We start from the raw sequence: 22,260 nt of genomic DNA on the forward strand, positions 1-22,260 counted from the left end.
TTTCAAATCAGTTTAACAGTATATATTTTCTTAAAACCAATCCAAAGCTAAAGTAAGGTGGATAAAGATGGATAAAAATCAGGAAGCTATTAAACTTATGCAAGATCAAAAATATGAAGAAGCGGCAGCGATGTTCAATGACATTATTGAGGAAAATCCGGATGATCCAATTGGCTATATTAATTTTGGTAATCTGCTGCTCCATCTCAATGATTTAAAACGGTCACAGCGTTTTTTTGAAAGAGCGATTGAACTCGATGAACACGCAGCCACCGCTTATTACGGACTTGGAACTATGTATTATGAAGAATCCGTATACCCTAAAGCTCAGGAAAACTTCCAAAAAGCAGTAGATATTGGTCTTGTGGAATCAGATGTTTTTTATATGCTCGGTATGACATTTTATCATCAGGAACATTATAAGCTTGCCTTGCCTTATCTATTGCGAGCTACAGAACTTGATCCTGATGATGAAGAATTACTGTTTCAGTACGGACTGACACTTGCGCAAAGTGATCATATTAAAGACGCAAAATCAATATTTGAAAAAGTGCTGGAGCAGGAAAAACAGCACAGTGACACGCATTATAATCTGGGGGTTATTGCCCTTTATGATGAAGACCTGACTGAGGCCTTAAATCATTTTAATGAAGCACTTGAAATTCAGCCGGAACACACATTGGCTGCAAATGCCAAAGATCAGGTAGAGCAATTATTGAATAGTACCGATATGTAGAATGGCGGGGTTGTTTTTATGGGACAAGATAATCAATCCGATCAAGAACAGGGGTATATAAAAGGCGAACTTTTGTATATGATCTTTCAAAATGAAAGTGAACATTTTTCGATTGCGAAAATTAAGGTGCACGATACCAATGAGAATTATAATGAGAAAGATATTGTTATAAAAGGCTATTTTTCCAATTTACAAGAGTCAACTGTGTATCGTTTTTACGGGGCGTTTGAAAAACATGTAAAATTCGGTTTACAATACAAAGTTAACTCCTATCAAACTTTTATTCCCGAAACGAAAGATGGCTTGATTGGTTATCTGTCCAGTGATTTGTTTTATGGAATTGGAAAAAAGACAGCTGCGAAAATCGTTGAGAAACTGGGAGAAAGTGCAATTTCCAAAATCCTGAATAATCCCGATGTTTTACAGGATATTCACGGATTAAAGAAGGATAAAGCTGACCTGCTCACAAAAACACTCCAGGAAAATCAAGGGTTTGAACATATTGTTGTGTATCTTGCTAAATATGGAATTGGACTGAAGATGGCACAGAAGATTTATCAGGAATATAAGGAAGGTGCCATTGATATCCTTGAAGAGGATCCATATCAATATGTATTTGATATTGAAGGATTTGGATTCCAGACAGCAGATCAGATTGCCCGCCAAAACGGATTATCTTTAACTCACCCAAGTCGAATCGGCGCTGGGTGTATTTATGTATTACAAAAAAATATCCAGGATGGTCATGTCTATTTACCTGTTGATACTTGTACCAGACAAGTATTGGATTTACTGTTGAATCCAGAGCAGACGCTTACAGTGGAAACCATTTCCAATCGTTTAGAGGATTTAAATAAAGAGAAGGAAATTATTCTCAAAGACGGGAATGTTTATTTACCGTCTCTCTATTATGCCGAGGATGGTTTTGCTTCAAATATTAAGCGTCTTATTACCAAGCCTATCGAACATAAAACAACCATGGCAGAAATGCTGAAAATAATAGGTGATATTGAAGAATCAGAAGTATTAAGTTATGGAAAAGAACAGTTTGATGCAATCGATCAGTCATTACAATCGAAGCTTATGATTGTTACCGGTGGACCTGGGACTGGTAAAACGACAGTAATTAAAGGAATATTGAATTCCTATGCAGCCATACATAACTTATCAATCGACCCGGCAGACTATGATTCGGAAACAGATTTCCCGTTTATTTTAACAGCCCCTACCGGTAGAGCTTCCAAGCGCCTGACGGAATCAACAGGACTTCCGGCAGTGACGATTCACCGACTGTTGGGTTGGGATGGAAAAAACGGCTTTGAACGAAACGAGAATGAACCATTAGCCGGGAAATACTTAATTGTTGATGAGTTTTCCATGGTTGATATTTGGCTGGCAAACAGTCTTTTCAAAGCAATTCCCGATGACATGCAGGTTTTATTGGTTGGTGATGAGGATCAGCTGCCATCTGTTGGACCAGGTCAAGTATTAGCTGATCTGTTAAGCAGTGATCTGATTCCTTATGTGAGTCTGAATGAAGTTTATCGTCAAAAAGAAGGGTCAAAAATTATTCAGCTGGCACATTTGATTAAAAATGATCAGTGTAAAGCAGACTCAATACAAAATGATAAGGATTTCAGTTTCCTACAATGTAATGAATTTCAAATGATTGATGTGATAACAAAGGTCTTTAATAAGGCAAAAGATAAAGGAATTGATTTAAAAGATATACAAGTACTTGCGCCTATGTACCGGTCAGAAGCTGGAATAACGATTATAAACAAGCATTTACAGGCATTGGTCAACCCTAAAACCACCACAAAAAGGGAAGTGAAAGCGAATAATACTGTATTCCGTATTGGTGACAGGGTGCTGCAGCTGGTCAACCAGCCGGAAGATGGGGTTTTTAATGGTGATATTGGTGAAGTTGTTGCTATCTTTGAAGAAGACGAAAATGTTGATCATGTAGAACAATTGGTCATTGATTTTGAAGGGAAAGAAGTAGTTTACGAGCAAAAAGATTATGTGAATATCATGCATGCATTTTGTATTTCGATCCATAAATCGCAGGGAAGTGAATTTCCGATTGTGATTATGCCGGTCGTATCTGCATATAATCGGATGCTTCGAAAAAATTTGTTATATACTGCGATAACAAGAAGCAAGAAGTCGCTAATAATTTGTGGCGAACAGCATGCTTTCTTTCGCGGAATAAGAACACTTGATACAAACAGGCGCTACACTTCCTTAAAAGAACAATTGAATGCCAGACTGGAAAATTTCCAGTTGGATAATGAGCATGAATCAGAAGATAAGGAAATAACACCATATGACTTTATGTGAATGGGAGGTATATTTTTCAAAATTCGGGAGACCATAGAATAATAATCGAAAAAGGAGCTTTGGTTATGTTTGTCTGCCCGAATTGCAATGGAAAGGATATAGGGAAAATCGGTTCACAGCAATTTTACTGCTGGAATTGTTTTATAGAGTTATCGGTGTTTGGCAATGAACTGACAATCCACCAGGTTGAAGCGGATGGTTCATTAAGTTCACTTGATGACTTGTTCAGTGAAGACGAAAGAAAGATTCAATGGTAGACTTTGGCAGCAATTAGTACAAAAAAATTGTACTGGGAGTGTAAGGCATGTTTAAAGATAAAAAGCCATTGAATTTTATTTTTTGGATTGTCACTGGAATCATTGTTTTCCTTTTTATATATTTAATTGTGAAACTGTTCCCGATATATGGAGCTGTTTTTTCATTTCTGTGGCATCTTTTTTCTCCGTTTTTAGTTTCCGGTCTTATTGCATATCTTTTGTACCCGGTCATTAAAAAAATGCACGAGTACAATATTCCTAAAGGCTTGGCCATCATTTTAATATACTTATTATTCTTTGGCGGGGTAGCTTATTTAATTTATCGTATCTATCCGGCTGTAATTCATCAGCTGAGCGATTTAAATAAACAATTACCTCATTTGATTACTATGTACCGCGATTTTATCTATAGTCTTTACGAATATACTGCGTTCTTACCTGAAAATGTGCACGATAAGATGGATGAACTGATATATGAGGCAGAAACATATATTGAAAATTTATTAACCAATTTGGTTAGAGGGTTTACCAAAATTTTTGATATGATTATTTTCCTGACAATTATCCCTGTACTCGTTTTTTACTTTTTAAAAGATTACGTTAAAATTAAAAATTATTTTAAGAAGTGGATACCAAATAAGTATCAGGATAAGACCGGTGAAGTTTGTCATGCGATTGACGAGAGTCTTGGCAATTATATTCGCGGCCAGTTCATTGTCTGTCTTTTTGTTGGGGTGACAGCATACGCTGTTTTTTACTTTTTGGATATTAAATACGCCTTGCTTCTGGCAATAATCATAGCATTAACCAACATTATCCCGTATTTTGGTCCAATTATCGGGGCTGTTCCTGCTGTAGCCATTACTGCTGCGGTTTCTCTCAAACTGGTATTGATCGTCTTACTGAGTATCTTCATCATTCAATTAATTGAAGGTAATTTATTGTCACCGTATATTGTAGGTAAAAGTATTAACATTCATCCAATCGCCATCATTTTTGCTCTGCTGTTAGGGAGTCAAATCAGCGGTGTCGTTGGCTTGATTCTGGCAGTGCCTATATTAACTATAGTAAATGTGATCGTAACACATGTTATTGCTGTCAGGTAATATAATTGACATTTTGTGATTTATTTTCTATAATATCGCATAACTAATAAAGGTTGCTATTTGTAATAGAAGAAAACACGTTGAAGGTTCTGAGTACATGATACTCCGTTTCCAAGAGAGGGATTTCCGTTTGGCTGTGAGAAATCCTAAATGTTGAGTCATGGAAAGCTAGACCGGAGTACGGTTAATACCCGTCGGTTTCATACCGTTACCATGTTCAAGTGATGAGCGAATAATCGCTCATAATTAGGGTGGTACCGCGAATATCCCGTCTCTAAATTTTTTTAGGGACGGGTTTTTTATCGTCAAAAACAGTAATTATGGCAGATTTTGAAGAAAACTCCTTTCGCATGGATTCTTGCTGTTATTACGCAGTTGACATATATTGCGAACTACTTTGAAAACAGTTGAGAGTAAAAATACCGCTGCGGAAATACACTTCGCTTTCCGTGGGCGGCTGTTGAGCCCTCCTCGTGCTGACGCACTCAGAGGTCTCATCTAGGCCTGTCCTCCCACAGGAGTCTCCGTGTATTTCCTCCGCTAAGATTTGCGGGAAATATCTTGGTGAAGTTTATTACTTGAGTAAATAGGATTTTAATCCATTAAAATCAGCAGCTGGAATAGGCGAGACTCCTGCGGGAAGAAAAGCTTAGGTGAGACCCCGAAAAGCGATAGCATGAGGGGGCTCACCAGCTTCCCGCGGAAAGCGAGTCTATTCCAGCTGCGGTAGCCAGGGAGCCTAATAAACAAATCTAATTCGCACTTTATGGAAATTGTTAAGTAAGGTTTGATTCTCTAAATGAATAAAAATGGAGGTTTAGGAAAATGAAACAGTTAACATCAGCACAAGTACGTCAAATGTTTTTGGATTTCTTTAAGGAAAAGGGACATCGTGTCGAACCAAGTGCATCGTTAGTTCCGAAAGAAGATCCGACTTTACTTTGGATTAACAGTGGTGTTGCTACATTAAAAAAATATTTTGATGGGCGTGTTGTTCCGGATAACCCAAGGATTGTTAATGCACAAAAATCCATTCGGACAAACGACATTGAAAATGTTGGATTCACCGCAAGACATCATACTTTTTTTGAAATGCTCGGAAACTTTTCCATTGGTGATTATTTTAAAAAGGAAGCAATTGAATGGGGATGGGAATTTTTAACGAGTGATAAATGGATTGGATTTGACCCTGAATTACTGGCTGTTACCGTTCATCCTGAAGATGATGAGGCATATGATATTTGGCTCAATGATATTAACATACCAAAAGAGCGCATTATCCGTCTGGAAGAAAATTTCTGGGATATTGGTGAGGGGCCAAGTGGACCGAATACAGAAATTTTCTATGACCGGGGTGAAAGTTACGGAAACGATCCATATGACCCTGAGCTTTACCCCGGCGGTGAAAATGAGCGTTATCTGGAAATATGGAATTTAGTATTTTCCCAGTTCAACCATAATCCGGATGATACGTATTCGCCGCTTCCTAAGAAGAATATCGATACAGGTATGGGTCTTGAGCGAATGGTAAGCGTAATTCAGGATGCTCCAACAAACTTTGAAACGGACCTTTTTATGCCTATTATCAGAAAAACTGAAGAAGTTTCCGGAAAAAAATATGGTGAAGATAATAAACAGGATACAGCGTTTAAAGTTATTGCAGATCATATCCGAACGGTTGCGTTTGCGATTGGCGATAATGCACTGCCATCCAATGAGGGAAGAGGATATGTTCTTAGAAGACTGTTACGCAGGGCAGTCCGCTTCGCCAAGCAAATTGGTATAGATAAACCGTTTATGTATAAACTGGTACCTGTTGTGGGAGAAATTATGAAAGACTTCTATCCGGAGGTTGTTAAACGGCAGGATTACATTGTAAACGTTGTAGAGACAGAAGAACAACGATTTCATGAAACCCTTAATGACGGGCTGAATATTTTAACTACTATTATGGAAAAAGAAAAAAGTAAAGGAAGCGATATTTTCCCTGGTTCAGAAGTATTCCGGCTTTATGATACGTACGGATTTCCGAAAGAGCTTACAGAGGAATATGTGGCAGAAGAAGGCTTTACTATTGATGAAGAAGGCTTCCAGAAAGAAATGGAAGAACAGCGAGAACGGGCAAGAAATGCTCGGCAAAAGGTTGACTCCATGCAAGTACAGGATGGTATATTAAGTGAAATAGAAGCAGAAAGCTCATTTGTTGGCTATAATCAACTGGAAGCGGATACTGCCATAACGGCAATAGTAAAAGATAATGTAATGGTTGATTCAGCTAAAGCAGGAGATGACGTATTTGTCTTTTTAGCCGAGACACCATTTTATGCGGAAAGCGGCGGCCAGATTGCAGATAATGGCTGGCTTTATTCAGACAGCACTTCAGCTTATGTTGAAGATGTACAAAAAGCCCCAAAAGGACAACATATCCAACGTGTTACTGTAAAGGATGGAGAAATCAAAGTTGGAAGTAAAATCAAGGCTATCGTTGACAGGGAGTTTCGCACGTTCATTGTAAAAAATCACACTGCTACACACCTTTTGCATCAGGCATTAAAAGATGTTCTTGGTGACCATGTAAATCAGGCGGGTTCATTGGTGACACCGGACCGCTTGCGGTTTGATTTTTCCCATTTCAGTTCAGTTAAACCGGAAGAACTGCAGCAAATTGAACAAATTGTTAATGAAAAAATTTGGGCATCACTGCCGTTAGTGATTGATAATAAGAAAATTGATGAAGCTAAAGAAATGGGAGCAATGGCTTTATTCGGGGAAAAATATGGAGATATTGTACGTGTAGTACAGATCGGCGATTACAGTATTGAGTTGTGTGGAGGTTGTCACGTTCAAAACACATCTGAAATAGGCTTATTTAAGCTGGTTTCCGAAACAGGTATCGGTGCGGGAACGAGAAGGATTGAAGCTGTATCAAGCAAACATGCATATGGGTATGTTAATAAGAAACTGAACGTGTTACAATCGACTGCACAGCTATTAAAAACAAGTGATGAAAAAGCTCCAGAGCGGGTGGAAGGATTATTCCAGGAAATCAAAGATTTACAAAAGACGAATGAATCGCTGAGTGCAAAGCTATCAAATGCTGAGGCATCATCAATACTCGATAATGTTGAAACGATAAATGATGTTAAGCTGCTTTCTCAAAAGGTAAGTGTCAAAGATATGAATCAGCTCCGGAATATGGTGGATGAATTAAAACAGAAATTAAATTCAGGGGTTATATTGCTGGCAGCTGAAAATGATCAAAAAGTGCAGTTGGCTGCAGGTGTTTCAAAAGATTTAACTGAAAAGGGTATTCATGCCGGGAACTTAATTAAGCAAGCTGCTCAAATTTGCGGCGGAGGTGGCGGCGGCCGTCCGGATATGGCTCAGGCAGGCGGTAAAGACCCTGACAAAATTGATGATGCACTTAACTTTGCCAAACAATATGTTGAAGATCAAACAAACTAATAAAAGCTTGTATTCTATCTAACAAAAAAAGATATAATATTAAGGGTAAACATGTTAGAATAGGGAATAAAGGCAAAACATGGAATGAGGTGTCACTATGAGCTCTATTGATAAAACAATGAAATTTAATTTTTCGGAGGAACCTTTTGACCAGGACATTAAAGAAATTTTACTGACGGTCCACGACGCACTCAAGGACAAAGGCTATAATCCGATTAATCAAATTGTGGGTTATTTATTGTCTGGTGACCCTGCATATATACCAAGGTATAATGATGCACGGAATTTAATTCGCAAAATTGAACGCGATGAAGTAATTGAAGAATTAGTGAAATTTTACCTGGAAGAACAGCAGAAGGAAAGTTAAATGAAAATAATTGGATTGGATGTGGGCTCTAAAACAATCGGCGTTGCGGTCAGCGATGCGCTGGGTTGGACTGCACAGGGCTTGACAACTATCAAATGGGATGAACGGGATATTCATTCTGCTGATGAATCTTTACGGGAAATTATCGACATGCACGAGGTGGAAAAAGCTGTCATTGGATTACCCAAAAATATGAACAACACCATTGGTGAACGCGGGAAAGCTTCCGAAGATTATGCTAAACATGTGGAAAAAATACACAATATTCCAGTCGTTCTCTGGGATGAACGCCTGACCACCATGGCTGCTGAACGGGTTTTGCTGGAAGCAGATGTCAGCAGAAAGAAGCGGAAAAAAGTGATCGATAAAATGGCAGCTGTTATGATTCTGCAGGGTTACCTTGATCAAGTACAATAAAGGAGTGAAGTAATGGCACTTGAAGAAAAAGAACGCATCATCATACCTGATGAAAACGGAGAAGAGCATCTTTTCGAAGTTTTATTTACGTTTGATGTAGATCAGACAGGACAATCATATATTGCGGTTGTACCTGTTGAACAAAAAGATGATGATGAAGTTGAAGTTTATGCATTTCGTTATGAGGAGAAAGAAAAAGATGATAACGATCTTTCTCTTTACCCGATTGAATCTGACCAGGAATGGGAAATGGTTGAAGAAATGCTGAACACGTTAGCTGATGAAGAAGCCGAAGAATAAATCAAGGCAATATAGTGCAAATTATTTAGCTGATGTCAGATGATATCAGCTTTTTCTTTAAGACTGTTTATTAGGAATGTTGTGGTTTAACTACATAGTCTTAAAATCCGCTATATGAGCAATTGATATAAACTGCGCAGTAACTGTTGGAATATAAATAAAGACTTCTCGCCCCTCCGTCCGGAATCGCTCCGGGCGGATGCTTTCACACCTCCGGGTACCAAGGCGACATCTGCTCAAAAATTCTTTTTTCGCAGTGTCTTCTTAGCCGCGGGCACGGCCTCAGCCTCCTCGAGAAGGGTGCTCGTCGTGTTGCGAGTGTTTTCAGAGAAGCAGCACTCCTCGCAACTCGTAGCATATTCGGTGGATGTTTCGCTCGTCACTCTGCGGGGTCTTCGGACTCGTGCTGTTCCTCAGGAGTCACCGCCCTCCGCTCACCCGGACTAGTGAAGTGTTATCCTGTGTGTTTTATCCCGTTTCCTACTCCAACCAATAGTTCATAGACGTAGAACCTAGCGGAGGTAATACACGGAGACTCCTGTGGGAGCAGAGGCCTAGATGAGACTCCGCAGCGACGAAGGAGCAAGGATGCTCATCAGCCGCCCACGGAAAGCGAAGTGTATTTCCGGAGCGGTGGTCTAACACTCATCTAAAGTTACTGCGCATTATATATCAAATACGGATTTACGGCTGAATACTTCTTCAAAAATATTTTTTATAGATATATATTGGTTTTTTTAGTATAATATACCGGGTGAGGGGGTTTCCGAATGTCAAAAAAGAAAAATTCAGGAGACTACAGGGACAACCTGATTAAACGAAGCGAAGATGCGAAGACAGTCAGAAAAGTTGTGTCGATTCTAATTATTTCATTAGTCCTTATACTTGTCATAGGCGGAGTATCTGGATATATGTATATTAAATCCGCATTGGAGCCTGTAGATCCTGATAGTAATAAAGAAGTACAAGTTGAAATTCCATTGGGATCCTCAACATCCGACATTGCAAATATACTTGAAAAAAACGGTATTATTAAAAACGGCCTTGTTTTCCGCTTTTACATAAAATTTAATAATGAATCAAATTTTCAGGCGGGTAATTATACCTTTTCACCTTCCATGAAACTTGATGAAATCATTGAATCGCTCAAAAGCGGTAAAGTATTGAAAGAACCATTGTATACAATTACCATCCCGGAAGGTAAAACAATTGATGAAATCGCGGGAATTTATTCGAAAAAACTATCGTTCACTAAAGAGGAATTTTTGAACAAGGTCAATGACCCAGGATATATTGAAGTGCTAATCAATACGTATCCTTCCATTTTGACAAATGATATATTGAATCCGGATATCCGGACACCATTGGAAGGTTATCTGTTTGCGGCAACGTACAGTTTTTATAAAGAAAAACCGAGTATAGAAACAGTTGTTGAGAAAATGCTGGATAAAACCGAATCAGTCGTAACACCATTTCTGGATGAAATATCTGCTATGGACTTCTCAGTACATGAAGCATTGACAATGGCTTCTATAGTTGAAAATGAATCAAGTACAGTGGAGCAGCGAAAGAAAATAGCTGGAGTATTTTATAACCGACTTGACAAAGGAATGCCATTGCAAACAGACCCAACCGTATTATATGCACTTGGTAAGCACAAAGATAAGGTCTTATTAGAGGATCTGGAAATCGAATCACCATATAATACGTATCATGTTAATGCGTTGCCAATTGGACCTATATCAAATTTTGCCAAAACATCATTGGAAGCAACATTGAATCCTGAGGAATCAGATTATCTGTATTTCCTGCATGACGGTGAAGGAAATATCCATTACTCCAAAACGAATGAAAGACATAACGAATTAAAAAACAAGTATATAAAATAATGATGAGGAAGTGTGAATGACAATCTGCATTCACATTTCCCGTTTTTTTACAGTGAGGCTGATCTAATGGATGAGAAATTGAATGATTATTTAAAGCAGAAGTTACCTGCCAATGATGATTGGGTACTCGAGCTTGAACAAGTTGCCCGGGATGAACGGGTTCCAATAATGGACCCGCTGGGCATAAACTTTATGATGCAATTAATCCGATTAAATAAACCTGAGCGAATACTTGAAATTGGTACAGCTATCGGATATTCAGCGTTGCGTATGGTTGAGGCAAATCCGGATGCAACTGTTGTGACGATTGAAAAAGATGAACATCGATATAAACAGGCTGTTCATAATATCAAAAAGTTAGGTATGGAGAATAAAATAGAGATTATTCACGGTGATGCTCTGGAAGTACTGAATCGCTTAACAATTGAATATCAGTTTGATATGGTATTTATTGATGCTTCTAAAGGACAGTATAAACGTTTTTTTGAACTATCAGGCCCGTTTTTATCAAAAAGTGGATTTATTATTTCTGATAATGTGCTGTTCAAAGGCTTTGTAGCTGATCCTGACAAAGAGCATGCCAGAATGCAGAACATTGCTAAAAAAATTCGGGAATATAACGACTGGCTAATTCAACACCCGGAGTTTACAACAACTATTGTACCTATTGGGGATGGGGTAGCTGTCAGTAATAAAAAATAAAGGAAGGGAGTCCCTGTTTTCATGTCTGTAAAACCAGTTGTAATAGGTGTTGCCGGAGGGAGTGGCAGTGGGAAAACAACTGTAACCCGATCAATCTGTCAACGCTTTAAAGATAAAACAATTCTCGTAATCGAACAAGATTATTACTATAAAGACCAGAGTCACTTACCGTTTGAAGAACGATTGAATACCAATTACGACCATCCATTGGCTTTTGACAATGATTTGCTGATAAGCCATTTGAACGATTTAATGAATCAACAAACAGTTGAGAAACCTGTCTATGATTATAAACTTCATACACGGTCTAATGACGTCATTGAGGTTGAACCAAAAGAGGTCATCATTCTGGAAGGAATCTTAATCCTCGAGGATCCCAGACTGGTTGATTTAATGGATATTAAAGTGTACGTTGATACAGATTCCGATGTACGGATTATCCGCAGACTTCTGAGAGATATTAAAGAACGCGGCAGGACATTGGATTCCGTTATTGACCAGTATGAAAATAATGTCAGACCGATGCATCTGCAATTTGTTGAGCCAACAAAGCGCTATGCAGATATCATTATTCCGGAAGGTGGTCAAAATCATGTGGCCATCGATATTATGGCTACAAAAATAGAGACGATACTATATAAAAATCGACAAAATAAATAAATGTAAAGTATTGAAAATTTAAATAAAATCTGCCATAGTAGTGTTTAGTATAACTTTTGAAATGGAATTAACAGCAAAATAGATATTAATAAATGTTAGGATCTTATTTGAGTGTAAGATAAAAGGAGTGTATTTTTAAATGGCTACAGAGAAAAGTTTTTATATGACACAAGAGGGGAAAGAGAAGTTAGAAAGTGAACTGCATTACCTGAAGACGGAAAGAAGACAGGAAGTTGTCGAACGAATTAAAGTTGCCCGCGGGTTTGGGGATCTTTCCGAGAATTCTGAGTATGATGCAGCAAAAGATGAACAAGCTTTCGTTGAGTCCCGAATCTCTCAGGTGGAAACAATGATTCGTAATGCTGTAATTATTGAAAACGATAATGATAATCCGGATATAGTGTCACTTGGCAAATCAGTAACTTTTAAGGAATTGCCTGATGGTGAAGAAGAGACATACACAATTGTCGGAAGTGCAGAGGCGGATCCGTTTGAAGGAAAAATATCAAATGACTCCCCAATGGCGAAAAGCTTACTTGGTCACGAAATTGGAACAGAAGTAACCGTAACAACTCCTGGTGGAGATATTCAGGTACAAATCGTAAAAGTTGAATAATAGTAAAAAAGAAGCGGATGATTGTTCATTCGCTTTTTGAGTTTACAGACCCAATTATTTTAATCAAGATACTAATTGAATTGGGTAAACAAGCTACTTTATTGTATCTGGTTAAAATTATCTATTCTTGGTGTATCATATTATTTTTCATATTAAATATGATACTATAATAGAGTATAGTAGGGGAGGGGACAGGCAGTGTCTGATTTCGATAATTATTCACGCGTAAATAAATTTGAAAAGCGAAGGAAAAATACAAAATCGTTATCCATTTTTGCAGTATTGGGAAGTATTTTACTGGTAGTATTGTTTGCTATTGTCATTTTTGGCGGTGATGATGAGAAAGAAAATGCAAATGATAACCCATCAACCGAATCAACTGAAAGCGGAAGCAGTGAATCTGATTCATCGTCGGACGAGCAATCTTTCTCTGAAAACGATGAAAACAATGCAGCAGAAAGCGATTCAACTTCTGATAAAGAAACAACAAGTGATGAAGATACACCAAATACTGAAGAAGAAAGTAATGCTCAGGGAGAAACTGATCAGGTCGAGCCTTCAGATGATAATGTTATAAATGCATACACAAAGGACTGGCAGCCAATAGGAACGGAGCAAACCGGACAACATACCGTTAATTATAATGAAGGATCCCAGGATCGAATAGAAATGACAAAAGCCGCAGCTATGGCTACAGGACTAGACGAAGACAGTCTTATTATGTGGTGGATTCAACGTAATGGTGATCAAAAAGTGATTACCACAGTTTCCAACAGCGATAATACAGTTTATTATCGTGCTTATTTATCCTGGGTGGATGGACAAGGGTGGAAACCAACAAAGGTAGAAGAACTGAAAGAAAATGATCAGGAGCACCGATTTGAATAGTACCTGATGGCAGTTTCGCAAAAAAATGGAGGATCAAAGCATGACTATAGGAATTATTGGAGCTATGGATGAAGAAATAGAACTTTTAAAGAACAACATGACGGATACAAATGAAGAAACGGTTGCGAATTGTTTGTTTATACAAGGTAAACTTCATGGAAGAAACGTAGTATTATTAAAATCCGGAATTGGAAAAGTTAATGCAGCAATGGCTACTACAATCATGCATGAGAGGTTTGCACCATCCCACGTAATAAATACCGGGTCTGCCGGTGGGTTTGCAAGTGAATTAGAAGTAGGAGATGTGGTAATTTCCACACAGGTTGTCCATCATGATGTGGATGTAACTGCTTTTGATTATGCATACGGGCAAGTTCCGGGAATGCCGGCAATGTTCGCTGCTGATACAAAATTAGTGGCAAAAGCTGTACAAGCTATTAAAGAATTAGATGTAAATTTCAGTGAGGGTATTATAGCAACGGGAGATTCCTTTATGGAAGATTCTGAACGGGTAACATTTGTAAATAAAAAATTTCCCGGAATGATTGCGGCAGAAATGGAGGCAGCAGCTGTTGCCCAGGTTTGCTATCAATATAATAAGCCATTTGTAGTTATACGGGCTTTGTCTGATATAGCCGGAAAACAGTCATCCGTATCATTTGATGCATTTTTGGAAAAGGCAGCCAAAAATGCGTCCAATTTAATCATGAACATAATCAAATCAATTTAAGTATCCATGAATTACCTTCTACCTGTAATAGTTTCGTATGTTATGATTCATTACATGGAAGGAGAAGATGTAATGAAAGATAATAAAGATCAGTTAAATATAAAATTGAAAGACAATCAACGCTTTATTGCTACGTTACTAATATTGGCCTCCTACTTATATATTGGTGCCTTCATAAATACGTATATTAAATTATCACCTGATGGAAGTGGACTTACGATACTGGCTTTTGCAATAACGATATTAGCTGGAATATTAACCTTTCAATCACATCGTATGAAAATAAAAATAGAGAAAAATGAGCGCGTATGATCATTCAATCAAACGCGCTCACTTTATTCCGTATTAAGCTCTTTTCTCTTTGCGGTAATATTCGTGGAACACTTTCATTAATGCTCTTTTCTCAATACGTGATACATAGCTTCTGGAGATATTAAGCTGTTTTGCAATTTCTCTTTGCGTCATTTCTTTTTGATTGCCCAACCCGTAACGATTAACGATTACTTCTCTTTCACGGCTGTCGAGGATGGCTAAGTAATTTTTCATTTTATCGATTTCCATGTTCAGCTGAATATACTCAATGATATTTTGATTTTCAGCTTCTAAAATATCTATCAGACTTATTTCGTTCCCCTCTTTATCCTGACCGATAGGATCATGCAGAGAAACATCTTTTTTCACTTTTTTTAATGCACGTAAATGCATTAAAATTTCATTTTCTATACAGCGGGCTGCATAAGTGGCTAATTTTGTTCCCTTGTCTGTGGAATAACTTTCTATCCCTTTAATTAAACCGATAGTCCCTATTGAAATTAAATCTTCCATGTCTTCTCCTGTATTTTCGAATTTCTTTACTATGTGTGCAACCAGTCGTAAGTTATGTTCAATCAGTTTATTTCTTGCATCTTCGTCACCGTTTTGCATTGCCTGGATATACTTTGCTTCATCTTCCGGCGGGAGGGGTTGTGGAAAAGCGTGGTTTTTTACATAGGAGACAAAAAAGAGCGCTTCTTTAATTAGTAATGCGAGAACACTTAAAATACCCGACAAACGTGTGCACCTCCTTCAAAATGCTGGCTGGGCTATTGCCTATATAACATCTTTATGAAGAAGGTGCTGTATTTGTGTCTGTCCAGAAAAAGTTTCATCTTATTTTATTCACCTTTCGGGAGCTAGAAATGAAAACATAAGACTTGAAAAATGAAGATGACTGGAGATACACAACTCGAGTTGAACAGTTCATTTGTTTTATCATCGTAATTAAAAGATAATGTGCAGTGAACCTGGGAGATCCTGCTACCACTATTAAGTAGTGCTCACTGACGCCGCAGCTGGAATATTCTCGCTTTCACACCTCCGGGTACCAAGGCGACATCTGCTAAAAAAGTTCATTTTTGCAGTGTCTTCTTAGCCGCGGGCAAGTGCCGAGCCCCTTCAGCTCATACCTCGCTTCCGAGTCTCGCCTAGCTTGTTCTTCCCACAGGAGTCTCGCATATTCCAGCTGTTGGTATACAAGTTAAATCTTTTTCGTTACCAAGATAAAGTGAGCAAAACCCAGCGGAGGAAATACACGGAGATTCCTGTGGGAGCAGAGGCCTAGATGAGACTCCGCAGCGGTGGACTAACATTCATATAAAGTTACCTCGCAGTTTATGTATTTTATGTTTATCAATGTTTTCAAGGCAGCAATTAGAAACGTTCCAAGTTTGTCACAGTTAACTGTTTGAGCTTATTTTATTGGTGCGAAATATCAGAAACAAAAAAAGTGATCATCAGTGATCACTTTTAACAGGTTCTTTATGTTTTTGAATAGCTTCCTCATAGGCATCTGTTCTATTTATGGTAACTGGTTTTACTCCATTCCGGTGAGCTGCTCGTGAAATCATGTGCCCCGATACTGGAGCAGTAAGAAGTGTGAATACAATTGCCAGTAATAATTTACCACTTACAATATTGTGTGCGATAAACAAAAATAAAAACGCTCCAATCAGGATACCGGCTATTCCGAGTGTCGAGGCTTTTGTCGCAGCGTGAAGCCTTGTGTACACGTCAGGAAAGCGTACAATTCCAATCGCACTGGAAAGGATGAAAAATGTTCCTGATAATAACAGGATCGCAACAATGATGTCCGATATAATCTTAGTCCAAGTTTCTATCAATGATAACACCCTTTTCCAGAAATTTTGCAATGGCAATTGTACCGATGAATAAAAGGATACCTATAAGCAAAATAACATCATTTAATGTTGTTGTAACAAGAACTATTGCAAGTATTGCTGCAATACCCATTAAATTCATGCCAACAGCATCCAATGCCACTGCCCGGTCAGCGTTAGTTGGTCCTGTAATTATCCGATATAATAATAAAATCAATGAGATGGAAAGCCCAATTATACTTATTACGATTGCTATCTGAAGTATTATATCAGCTGAAGACAGTAAATTACTCATCGTGTCACCTCGCTTATAGCCTTTTCGAATGTATTTTTAATAGAGTAAATCGACTCATTAATGTCATCGATATCCATTGCGTGAATATAAATATGAGTATTGTCGTGTGAAACTGCAACTGAAAGCGTTCCCGGTGTAAGGGTGATTAAGTTAGCAAGCAGGGTGATTTCCCAGTTGCTTTTTAATTCGGTCGGCATTGCAAAGATCCCGGGTTCAAATTCTGGCTTCCGTTTGTATACCAGTTTCACAATATCGATATTTGAAGAAATTAATTCTTTTATAAACAGCAAAATTAATTTAATTATCTTATATACCCTGTCCAGATAAAACGTATCCGGGATGAACCGGTTTAACAGAAGCAGCAGCAGAATTCCAATTATGTACCCGGTAATAAAGCTTGCTGCCGAATAACTTTCTTTCAGGAACATCCACATTATTGCTATGATTACATTTATAACAATTTGAAAAGGCATGATACATTACTCCTTTAGTACTGAATCAATATAGATTTCCGGGTTAAGTAAATATTCCGAAATAGTTTCGATGGAAGGATAAACAAATTCCGCTCCTATTCCAAGCATAACAGATAATGATAGTAAACATACGATTGGAGCAATTAGGCCTTTTGTGGACTTGGGCTTAAACGATTCGTCCTTTTCTCCCCAGAAACCCCGGATAAATATTTTCATGATGGAATAAAGAATTAATAAACTGGTCAGCAATGCGATAATAACAATCATTATTTCATCACTTGATAAAGCTCCATTCAATAACAGCAGTTTTCCTATGAAACCGCTGAAAGGGGGGATACCTGCCAATACGAAGGCGGAAACGAATAATATCCAACCAAGTCCCGGATAGTAATGAATCAGTCCACTGAATTTACGTAGATCAGAAGTTCCGGCAACATATGCAACTGCTCCAACGATCATGAATAAAGATGTTTTAATAAGCATGTCATGTACCAGATAATAGATGGAGCCGCTCATGGCAGTCTCGTTGAAAATACCAACCCCCATGATAATATAACCAATTGCCGGAATAATGTTATAAGCTATGATCAATTTTATATTATTGGTTGAAAGTGCACCAATTATACCAAAAATCATAGAAAGTCCCGCAATCCAGATAAATACCTCGTGTGTTAACTCAATTTTATGAACAAAAATCAATGAAAACACACGAATGATAGAATAAATACCCACCTTGGTCAGTAATGCCCCAAACAGTGCTGATATGACAGGGTTCGGAACAATATATGAATTTGGCATCCAGTAATATAAAGGGAAAAGAGCTGCTTTGGTCGCAAAAACAAAGAATAACAGAATTCCAACTGTTGTCAGAATGCCCTGCTGATCCACTTCCTGTACACGCTGAGCGATATGCGCCATGTTAAGTGTACCAACTGCTGCATACAAAAAGGCAACAGCTGTTACAAACAGCATGGAAGAAAACAGGTTAATTAAAACATATTTAATGGATTCCCTAAGCTGAACTTTGTCTCCCCCTAAAACAATAAGGGCATAGGAGGCCATTAACAGAACCTCAAAGAAGACAAACAGGTTAAATATGTCTCCGGTCAGAAAAGCACCGGAAACTCCAGTTATTAAAAAGAAAAAGAATGAATAGAAATAGTATCTCTCTTTACGGTCAGTCAGTGAATTTGGTGCATAGAAAGCACATGCCGCTGCAACGATATTCGTTGTGAAAACAAGCAGTACTGCCAATGGGTCTGCGACGAGAATGATGCCATACGGTGCTTCCCAATCACCTGTTTCCAGAATGACGGATCCTTCATTAAAGACAGTCCACATTAAATATCCGGCAACTGACAAGTTGATGATTGAAAAGATTTTGGTTAACAACCTGACAAGTGCTAGTTTTTTTGGAAAAAATGCAAGAATAATTCCTGCCAGTAACGGAATTATGACTGGTAAAGCTGCTAAATTACTCATGTTCGTTACCCCTTAATTGTTCCATATTGTCTGTTTCATTTTCGTTTGCGGTACGGTATGCGATAACCAGTAATAAGGCTGTTATTCCAAAGCTGATTACAATCGAAGTCAGAATAAGTGCCTGGGGCAAAGGGTCAGTATAGTCGGGAATGCCATCTTTTAAGATAGGCGGCTGACCTTTTTTTAATTCCCCCATCGTTAATATAAATAAATGGGCACCATGTGATAATAAAACAGTCCCTATTATGATCCGCAACATTTGCTTTTGCAGCAGATTATAGATAGCAGTAGCAAACAGTATACCAGCAAGAATCGAGATTATAATTTCCACTTATTTCGCCCCCTTGTTACTTTTCAGTTTTATGAGGCTGTATATAGCAAGTGCTGCAATTCCGAGAACGGTTATTTCAAATAACGTATCCAGTCCACGCATATCGACGAGAATAACATTTACGACGTTATCACCGCCGCCAAGCGTGTAGGATGTTTCAAGAAAATAGTCTGATATGGTTCCGAACCAGTTTGTACTGTGTGCGGATATTCCGATAAGTGTCATCAACGTCCCAAAACCGATAGCGATAAAAGCATTAACTGCCTTGGAACCTGCTGATTCATCCAGCTTTCGAAGCTTTGGCAGGTGATAAAAGCATAGTAAAAATAATGCTACTGACACTGTTTCAACCGCTAATTGTGTTAATGCTAAATCAGGTGCTCTGTAAATAACAAACAGAAGTGATACACCATAGCCAACGACACCGGTAATCAGTATTGCCGCAACATTATGTTTTGCAACCAATGTACCTATAGCGGCAGCGATAATTACAAGAACAACAGCAATTTCGATAATCGTTATTTCAGCTAAATTGCTAGTATCCAATGTAAATCCGTCTGTTACAATCAAAAACCCAAAGGTAACTACCAATGTGGTACCTAAAATGATAGCCATATATAAACGTAACGATCCTGTCATATAAGAATTAGTTACTCTATTTGAAAGTACATCCAATTTGTTTAACAAAGCATCATACGCTTTATTCAGACTTAATCTACCAGGAAATATATTGTAAATGCTATTCCATTTTGTACGGGTCAAAACCAGTATGGCACCAATCCCTACAACTGCTAAGGACATCTGGAATGCTGTTGAATCAAGACCATGCCAAAAAACAACATTTTTAACAACTTCTGCACCATATACCGCTTCAGCAGCATGTGCAATAAATGTTCCGTTTACTGCATTCGGGAAAATACCGATCAGAATAACACCCAATACTAAGATTAGAGGAGAAACAAGCATTCCAAACGGTGCTTCATGCGGTCTTTTTGGTAATTGATCAAGTTGTTTCTTCCCGCCAAAAACACCAAAGAAGAAATACAGTGAATAAACAAAGGTAAAAATGCTTCCGATAACTGCAAGGTATGGTATTACCTGAATAAGAAAATTTGTAAAGGCATTTACACCTTCAGTTAAATGAATAGCTGAATCAAAAAACAATTCCTTACTGTAAAAACCATTTAGAAAAGGTAATGGTATACCTGCCATCGAAAATGTTCCGAATAAAGCAAGTGTGGCGGTCATTGGCATAAAGGTTAACAATCCGCCAAGCTTACGGATATCACGCGTACCACTTTCATGATCAATGATACCGGCAACCATAAACAGACTTCCTTTAAATGTCGCATGGTTTAAGATATGGAATACTGCTGCGAAAACAGCTATTTCAGTTCCGAAACCAAGCATTGCCATGATCATGCCTAACTGACTGATTGTTGAAAAAGCAAGGATTGCCTTTAAATCAGTTTGCCGGACAGCCATATAAGATCCCCAGCAAAGTGTTGCTATCCCCACGATACTTACAATAATAAAGAACCATTCATAACCGGAAAATATTGGTGAGAAACGCGCAACCAGAAACAGACCCGCTTTTACCATTGTAGCTGAATGCAGATAAGCACTTACAGGAGTAGGTGCTTCCATTGCATCCGGCAGCCAGATATGAAAAGGGAATTGTGCTGATTTTGTAAAAGCACCAAGCAGTAAAAACCCTAATGCCAGTGGTAAATATGGGCTTTGCAGAATGACGTCCGCCTGTGCAATCATTGCCTGGATACTGGTTGTTCCAGTAATGACTGAAAGCAGAATAAAACCGCCAAACATGCTTAAACCACCAAAAATTGTGATCAGCAATGATTTTAATGCACCGTATCTGGAACGTTCTTTAAAATGCCAATACCCGATCAGTAAAAATGATGAGATTGACGTTAATTCCCAGAATGTATAAAGAACAAAAATGTTATCTGATAAAACAACTCCAAGCATTGCTGACATAAACATCAGCAAATAAACGTAAAAGTGGCCCAATGGTTCTTCTTTTTCCAAATAGTAGATGGAATATAATACCACCAATGCACCAATTCCACTAATCAATAGTGCGAATAAAAGGCTGAGCCCGTCCAAGTAAAAGTCAAAATTTATACCAAGTGAAGGTATCCAGTTATATGTATGTCTAATCGGTTCAAAATCTTTACCGATAAAACGGATAAAATAAAGGAATATGATAAGAGGAATAAAGAAAACAAAAGCACCTGTATGTATTTTATGTTTTATTTTACTTATCAACGGAATAAAGCAAGCTAAGAGAAGCGGGATTAGTACTATGTATATCATCTTATTTGTTATCCTCCTTAATGATTGCGGCAAGCTGAAAATGAAGGGGGACCATTGTTTAGCATGGTTTTTAAAAGAAAATTAATGTATCTCCATTTATTTGTATTATACCAAATTAGCTTATCATAATCATGCTCCGGAAAAAATAAAAAACCCCTGTCATTTATAATAAAAGGGGTTTGCGGATAACAAATTTAACAAATATTTTACAATTTAGCTTGAATATTTCAATTTGTGCGATAAAGATCTTTTGTCAATTTCCTTTTTAATCAGATTTACAAATTCAGGGCTTAATTTTAATTCATTTGCTTTGTAGTAGGATTCTATTAATAATTCGTCTGACAAATGTTCCATAAACGAAGCCCTCCCAAGATTTAATTAAGTCAGGTTGTCCTATCTGTGTTAGTTAATAATTTACCATGAATTCAGTGCTGGAACAAGGTTTTAGTTATCTACAGCCACCTGTAGATAACTTGTGTATAAAACATAAATACATGCGAAAAATGTTGATATTTCAGTCTTTATTGTGTGTATAAAGTTATCCACATCTCGAAATATGAAATAAATTGTCGAACGTTTTTTGGTATATTTGTATTGTATTTCCATGAAAATGAATTTGCTTATAATCTTTATAATCTCTATAATTTCTTTATTAATGTAGAAAGTTATTATAGGATTAAGGTATACTGACTGTTTACATGACATACATA

23 protein-coding genes and 1 other annotated feature are annotated in these 22,260 nt (G+C 37.8%); of the genes, 15 read left to right on the forward strand and 8 right to left on the reverse strand.

Going from position 1 to position 22,260, the window contains the following annotated elements; all coding sequences use genetic code 11:
* Nucleotides 1-67: 67 nt before the first annotated feature.
* The 15 genes from G6R02_RS06980 to G6R02_RS07050 all read left to right on the forward strand — a co-directional run bounded on the left by G6R02_RS06980 (nt 68) and on the right by G6R02_RS07050 (nt 14,788).
* Nucleotides 68-736 carry a tetratricopeptide repeat protein gene (locus tag G6R02_RS06980; protein WP_164668519.1) on the forward strand — a complete coding sequence of 223 codons (669 nt, stop codon included), beginning with the start codon at nt 68-70 and terminating at the stop codon, nt 734-736.
* Nucleotides 737-754: 18 nt separating this feature from the next.
* Nucleotides 755-3,079 carry an SF1B family DNA helicase RecD2 gene (gene recD2, locus G6R02_RS06985; RefSeq protein ID WP_164668520.1) on the forward strand — a complete coding sequence of 775 codons (2,325 nt, stop codon included), beginning with the start codon at nt 755-757 and terminating at the stop codon, nt 3,077-3,079.
* A 65-nt stretch (nt 3,080-3,144) separates the two neighbouring features.
* Entirely contained in the window at nt 3,145-3,336 is a 192-nt protein-coding gene (locus G6R02_RS06990; RefSeq protein ID WP_164668521.1) for a DUF2797 domain-containing protein, read from the forward strand.
* A 47-nt stretch (nt 3,337-3,383) separates the two neighbouring features.
* Nucleotides 3,384-4,442, forward strand: coding sequence for an AI-2E family transporter (locus tag G6R02_RS06995; protein WP_164668522.1), 1,059 nt, complete (start codon nt 3,384-3,386; stop codon nt 4,440-4,442).
* A gap of 71 nt (nt 4,443-4,513) precedes the next feature.
* Nucleotides 4,514-4,721 (forward strand) — a binding site (T-box leader).
* Between the two features lie 546 nt (nt 4,722-5,267).
* Complete coding sequence (alaS, locus tag G6R02_RS07000; RefSeq protein WP_164668523.1) at nt 5,268-7,907, forward strand: alanine--tRNA ligase; 2,640 nt, start codon at nt 5,268-5,270, stop codon at nt 7,905-7,907.
* A 97-nt stretch (nt 7,908-8,004) separates the two neighbouring features.
* Complete coding sequence (locus G6R02_RS07005; RefSeq protein ID WP_164668524.1) at nt 8,005-8,274, forward strand: IreB family regulatory phosphoprotein; 270 nt, start codon at nt 8,005-8,007, stop codon at nt 8,272-8,274.
* Entirely contained in the window at nt 8,275-8,691 is a 417-nt protein-coding gene (ruvX, locus tag G6R02_RS07010; RefSeq protein ID WP_164668525.1) for a Holliday junction resolvase RuvX, read from the forward strand. It begins immediately after the preceding gene.
* A 12-nt stretch (nt 8,692-8,703) separates the two neighbouring features.
* Nucleotides 8,704-8,991: a DUF1292 domain-containing protein gene (locus G6R02_RS07015; RefSeq protein WP_164668526.1), complete on the forward strand. Its 288-nt coding sequence runs from the start codon at nt 8,704-8,706 to the stop codon at nt 8,989-8,991.
* Between the two features lie 770 nt (nt 8,992-9,761).
* Nucleotides 9,762-10,880, forward strand: coding sequence for an endolytic transglycosylase MltG (gene mltG / locus G6R02_RS07020; protein WP_164668527.1), 1,119 nt, complete (start codon nt 9,762-9,764; stop codon nt 10,878-10,880).
* Nucleotides 10,881-10,946: 66 nt separating this feature from the next.
* The gene (locus G6R02_RS07025; protein ID WP_164668528.1) at nt 10,947-11,582 is read left to right on the forward strand and encodes an O-methyltransferase; all 636 of its coding nucleotides are present in this window, start codon (nt 10,947-10,949) and stop codon (nt 11,580-11,582) included.
* 21 nt (nt 11,583-11,603) lie between these two features.
* Nucleotides 11,604-12,242, forward strand: a complete 639-nt coding sequence (gene udk, locus G6R02_RS07030) for a uridine kinase (RefSeq protein ID WP_164668529.1) — start codon at nt 11,604-11,606, stop codon at nt 12,240-12,242.
* Nucleotides 12,243-12,381: 139 nt separating this feature from the next.
* Nucleotides 12,382-12,858, forward strand: coding sequence for a transcription elongation factor GreA (gene greA, locus G6R02_RS07035; RefSeq protein ID WP_164668530.1), 477 nt, complete (start codon nt 12,382-12,384; stop codon nt 12,856-12,858).
* 198 nt (nt 12,859-13,056) lie between these two features.
* Nucleotides 13,057-13,746 (forward strand): YrrS family protein, encoded by a 690-nt coding sequence (locus tag G6R02_RS07040; RefSeq protein ID WP_164668531.1) that lies wholly within the window; start codon nt 13,057-13,059, stop codon nt 13,744-13,746.
* Between the two features lie 40 nt (nt 13,747-13,786).
* Nucleotides 13,787-14,476: a 5'-methylthioadenosine/S-adenosylhomocysteine nucleosidase gene (mtnN, locus tag G6R02_RS07045; RefSeq protein WP_164668532.1), complete on the forward strand. Its 690-nt coding sequence runs from the start codon at nt 13,787-13,789 to the stop codon at nt 14,474-14,476.
* 72 nt (nt 14,477-14,548) lie between these two features.
* Entirely contained in the window at nt 14,549-14,788 is a 240-nt protein-coding gene (locus tag G6R02_RS07050; RefSeq protein WP_164668533.1) for a YrhC family protein, read from the forward strand.
* A gap of 33 nt (nt 14,789-14,821) precedes the next feature.
* Here G6R02_RS07050 and sigK read toward each other — a convergent pair whose 3' ends face one another.
* From sigK to sda, 8 genes are all read right to left on the reverse strand, one after another.
* Complete coding sequence (sigK, locus tag G6R02_RS07055; protein ID WP_164668534.1) at nt 14,822-15,526, reverse strand: RNA polymerase sporulation sigma factor SigK; 705 nt, start codon at nt 15,524-15,526, stop codon at nt 14,822-14,824.
* A gap of 722 nt (nt 15,527-16,248) precedes the next feature.
* Entirely contained in the window at nt 16,249-16,635 is a 387-nt protein-coding gene (mnhG, locus tag G6R02_RS07060; RefSeq protein ID WP_164668535.1) for a monovalent cation/H(+) antiporter subunit G, read from the reverse strand.
* Nucleotides 16,616-16,927, reverse strand: a complete 312-nt coding sequence (locus G6R02_RS07065; RefSeq protein ID WP_164668536.1) for a Na(+)/H(+) antiporter subunit F1 — start codon at nt 16,925-16,927, stop codon at nt 16,616-16,618. Before G6R02_RS07065 ends, mnhG begins: the two co-directional genes overlap by 20 nt.
* Nucleotides 16,924-17,400 carry a Na+/H+ antiporter subunit E gene (locus G6R02_RS07070; protein WP_164668537.1) on the reverse strand — a complete coding sequence of 159 codons (477 nt, stop codon included), beginning with the start codon at nt 17,398-17,400 and terminating at the stop codon, nt 16,924-16,926. The genes G6R02_RS07065 and G6R02_RS07070 overlap by 4 nt, the downstream gene beginning before the upstream one ends.
* A 6-nt stretch (nt 17,401-17,406) precedes the next feature.
* Complete coding sequence (locus tag G6R02_RS07075; RefSeq protein ID WP_164668538.1) at nt 17,407-18,882, reverse strand: Na+/H+ antiporter subunit D; 1,476 nt, start codon at nt 18,880-18,882, stop codon at nt 17,407-17,409.
* Nucleotides 18,875-19,213, reverse strand: coding sequence for a Na(+)/H(+) antiporter subunit C (locus G6R02_RS07080; protein ID WP_164668539.1), 339 nt, complete (start codon nt 19,211-19,213; stop codon nt 18,875-18,877). Before G6R02_RS07080 ends, G6R02_RS07075 begins: the two co-directional genes overlap by 8 nt.
* Entirely contained in the window at nt 19,214-21,550 is a 2,337-nt protein-coding gene (locus G6R02_RS07085; protein ID WP_164668540.1) for a Na+/H+ antiporter subunit A, read from the reverse strand.
* A gap of 213 nt (nt 21,551-21,763) precedes the next feature.
* Nucleotides 21,764-21,904 (reverse strand): sporulation histidine kinase inhibitor Sda, encoded by a 141-nt coding sequence (gene sda, locus G6R02_RS07090; RefSeq protein WP_164668541.1) that lies wholly within the window; start codon nt 21,902-21,904, stop codon nt 21,764-21,766.
* Nucleotides 21,905-22,260 lie beyond the last annotated feature (356 nt).

The organism is Virgibacillus doumboii (assembly GCF_902806455.1).
GTDB lineage: Bacteria > Bacillota > Bacilli > Bacillales > Amphibacillaceae > Lentibacillus > Lentibacillus doumboii.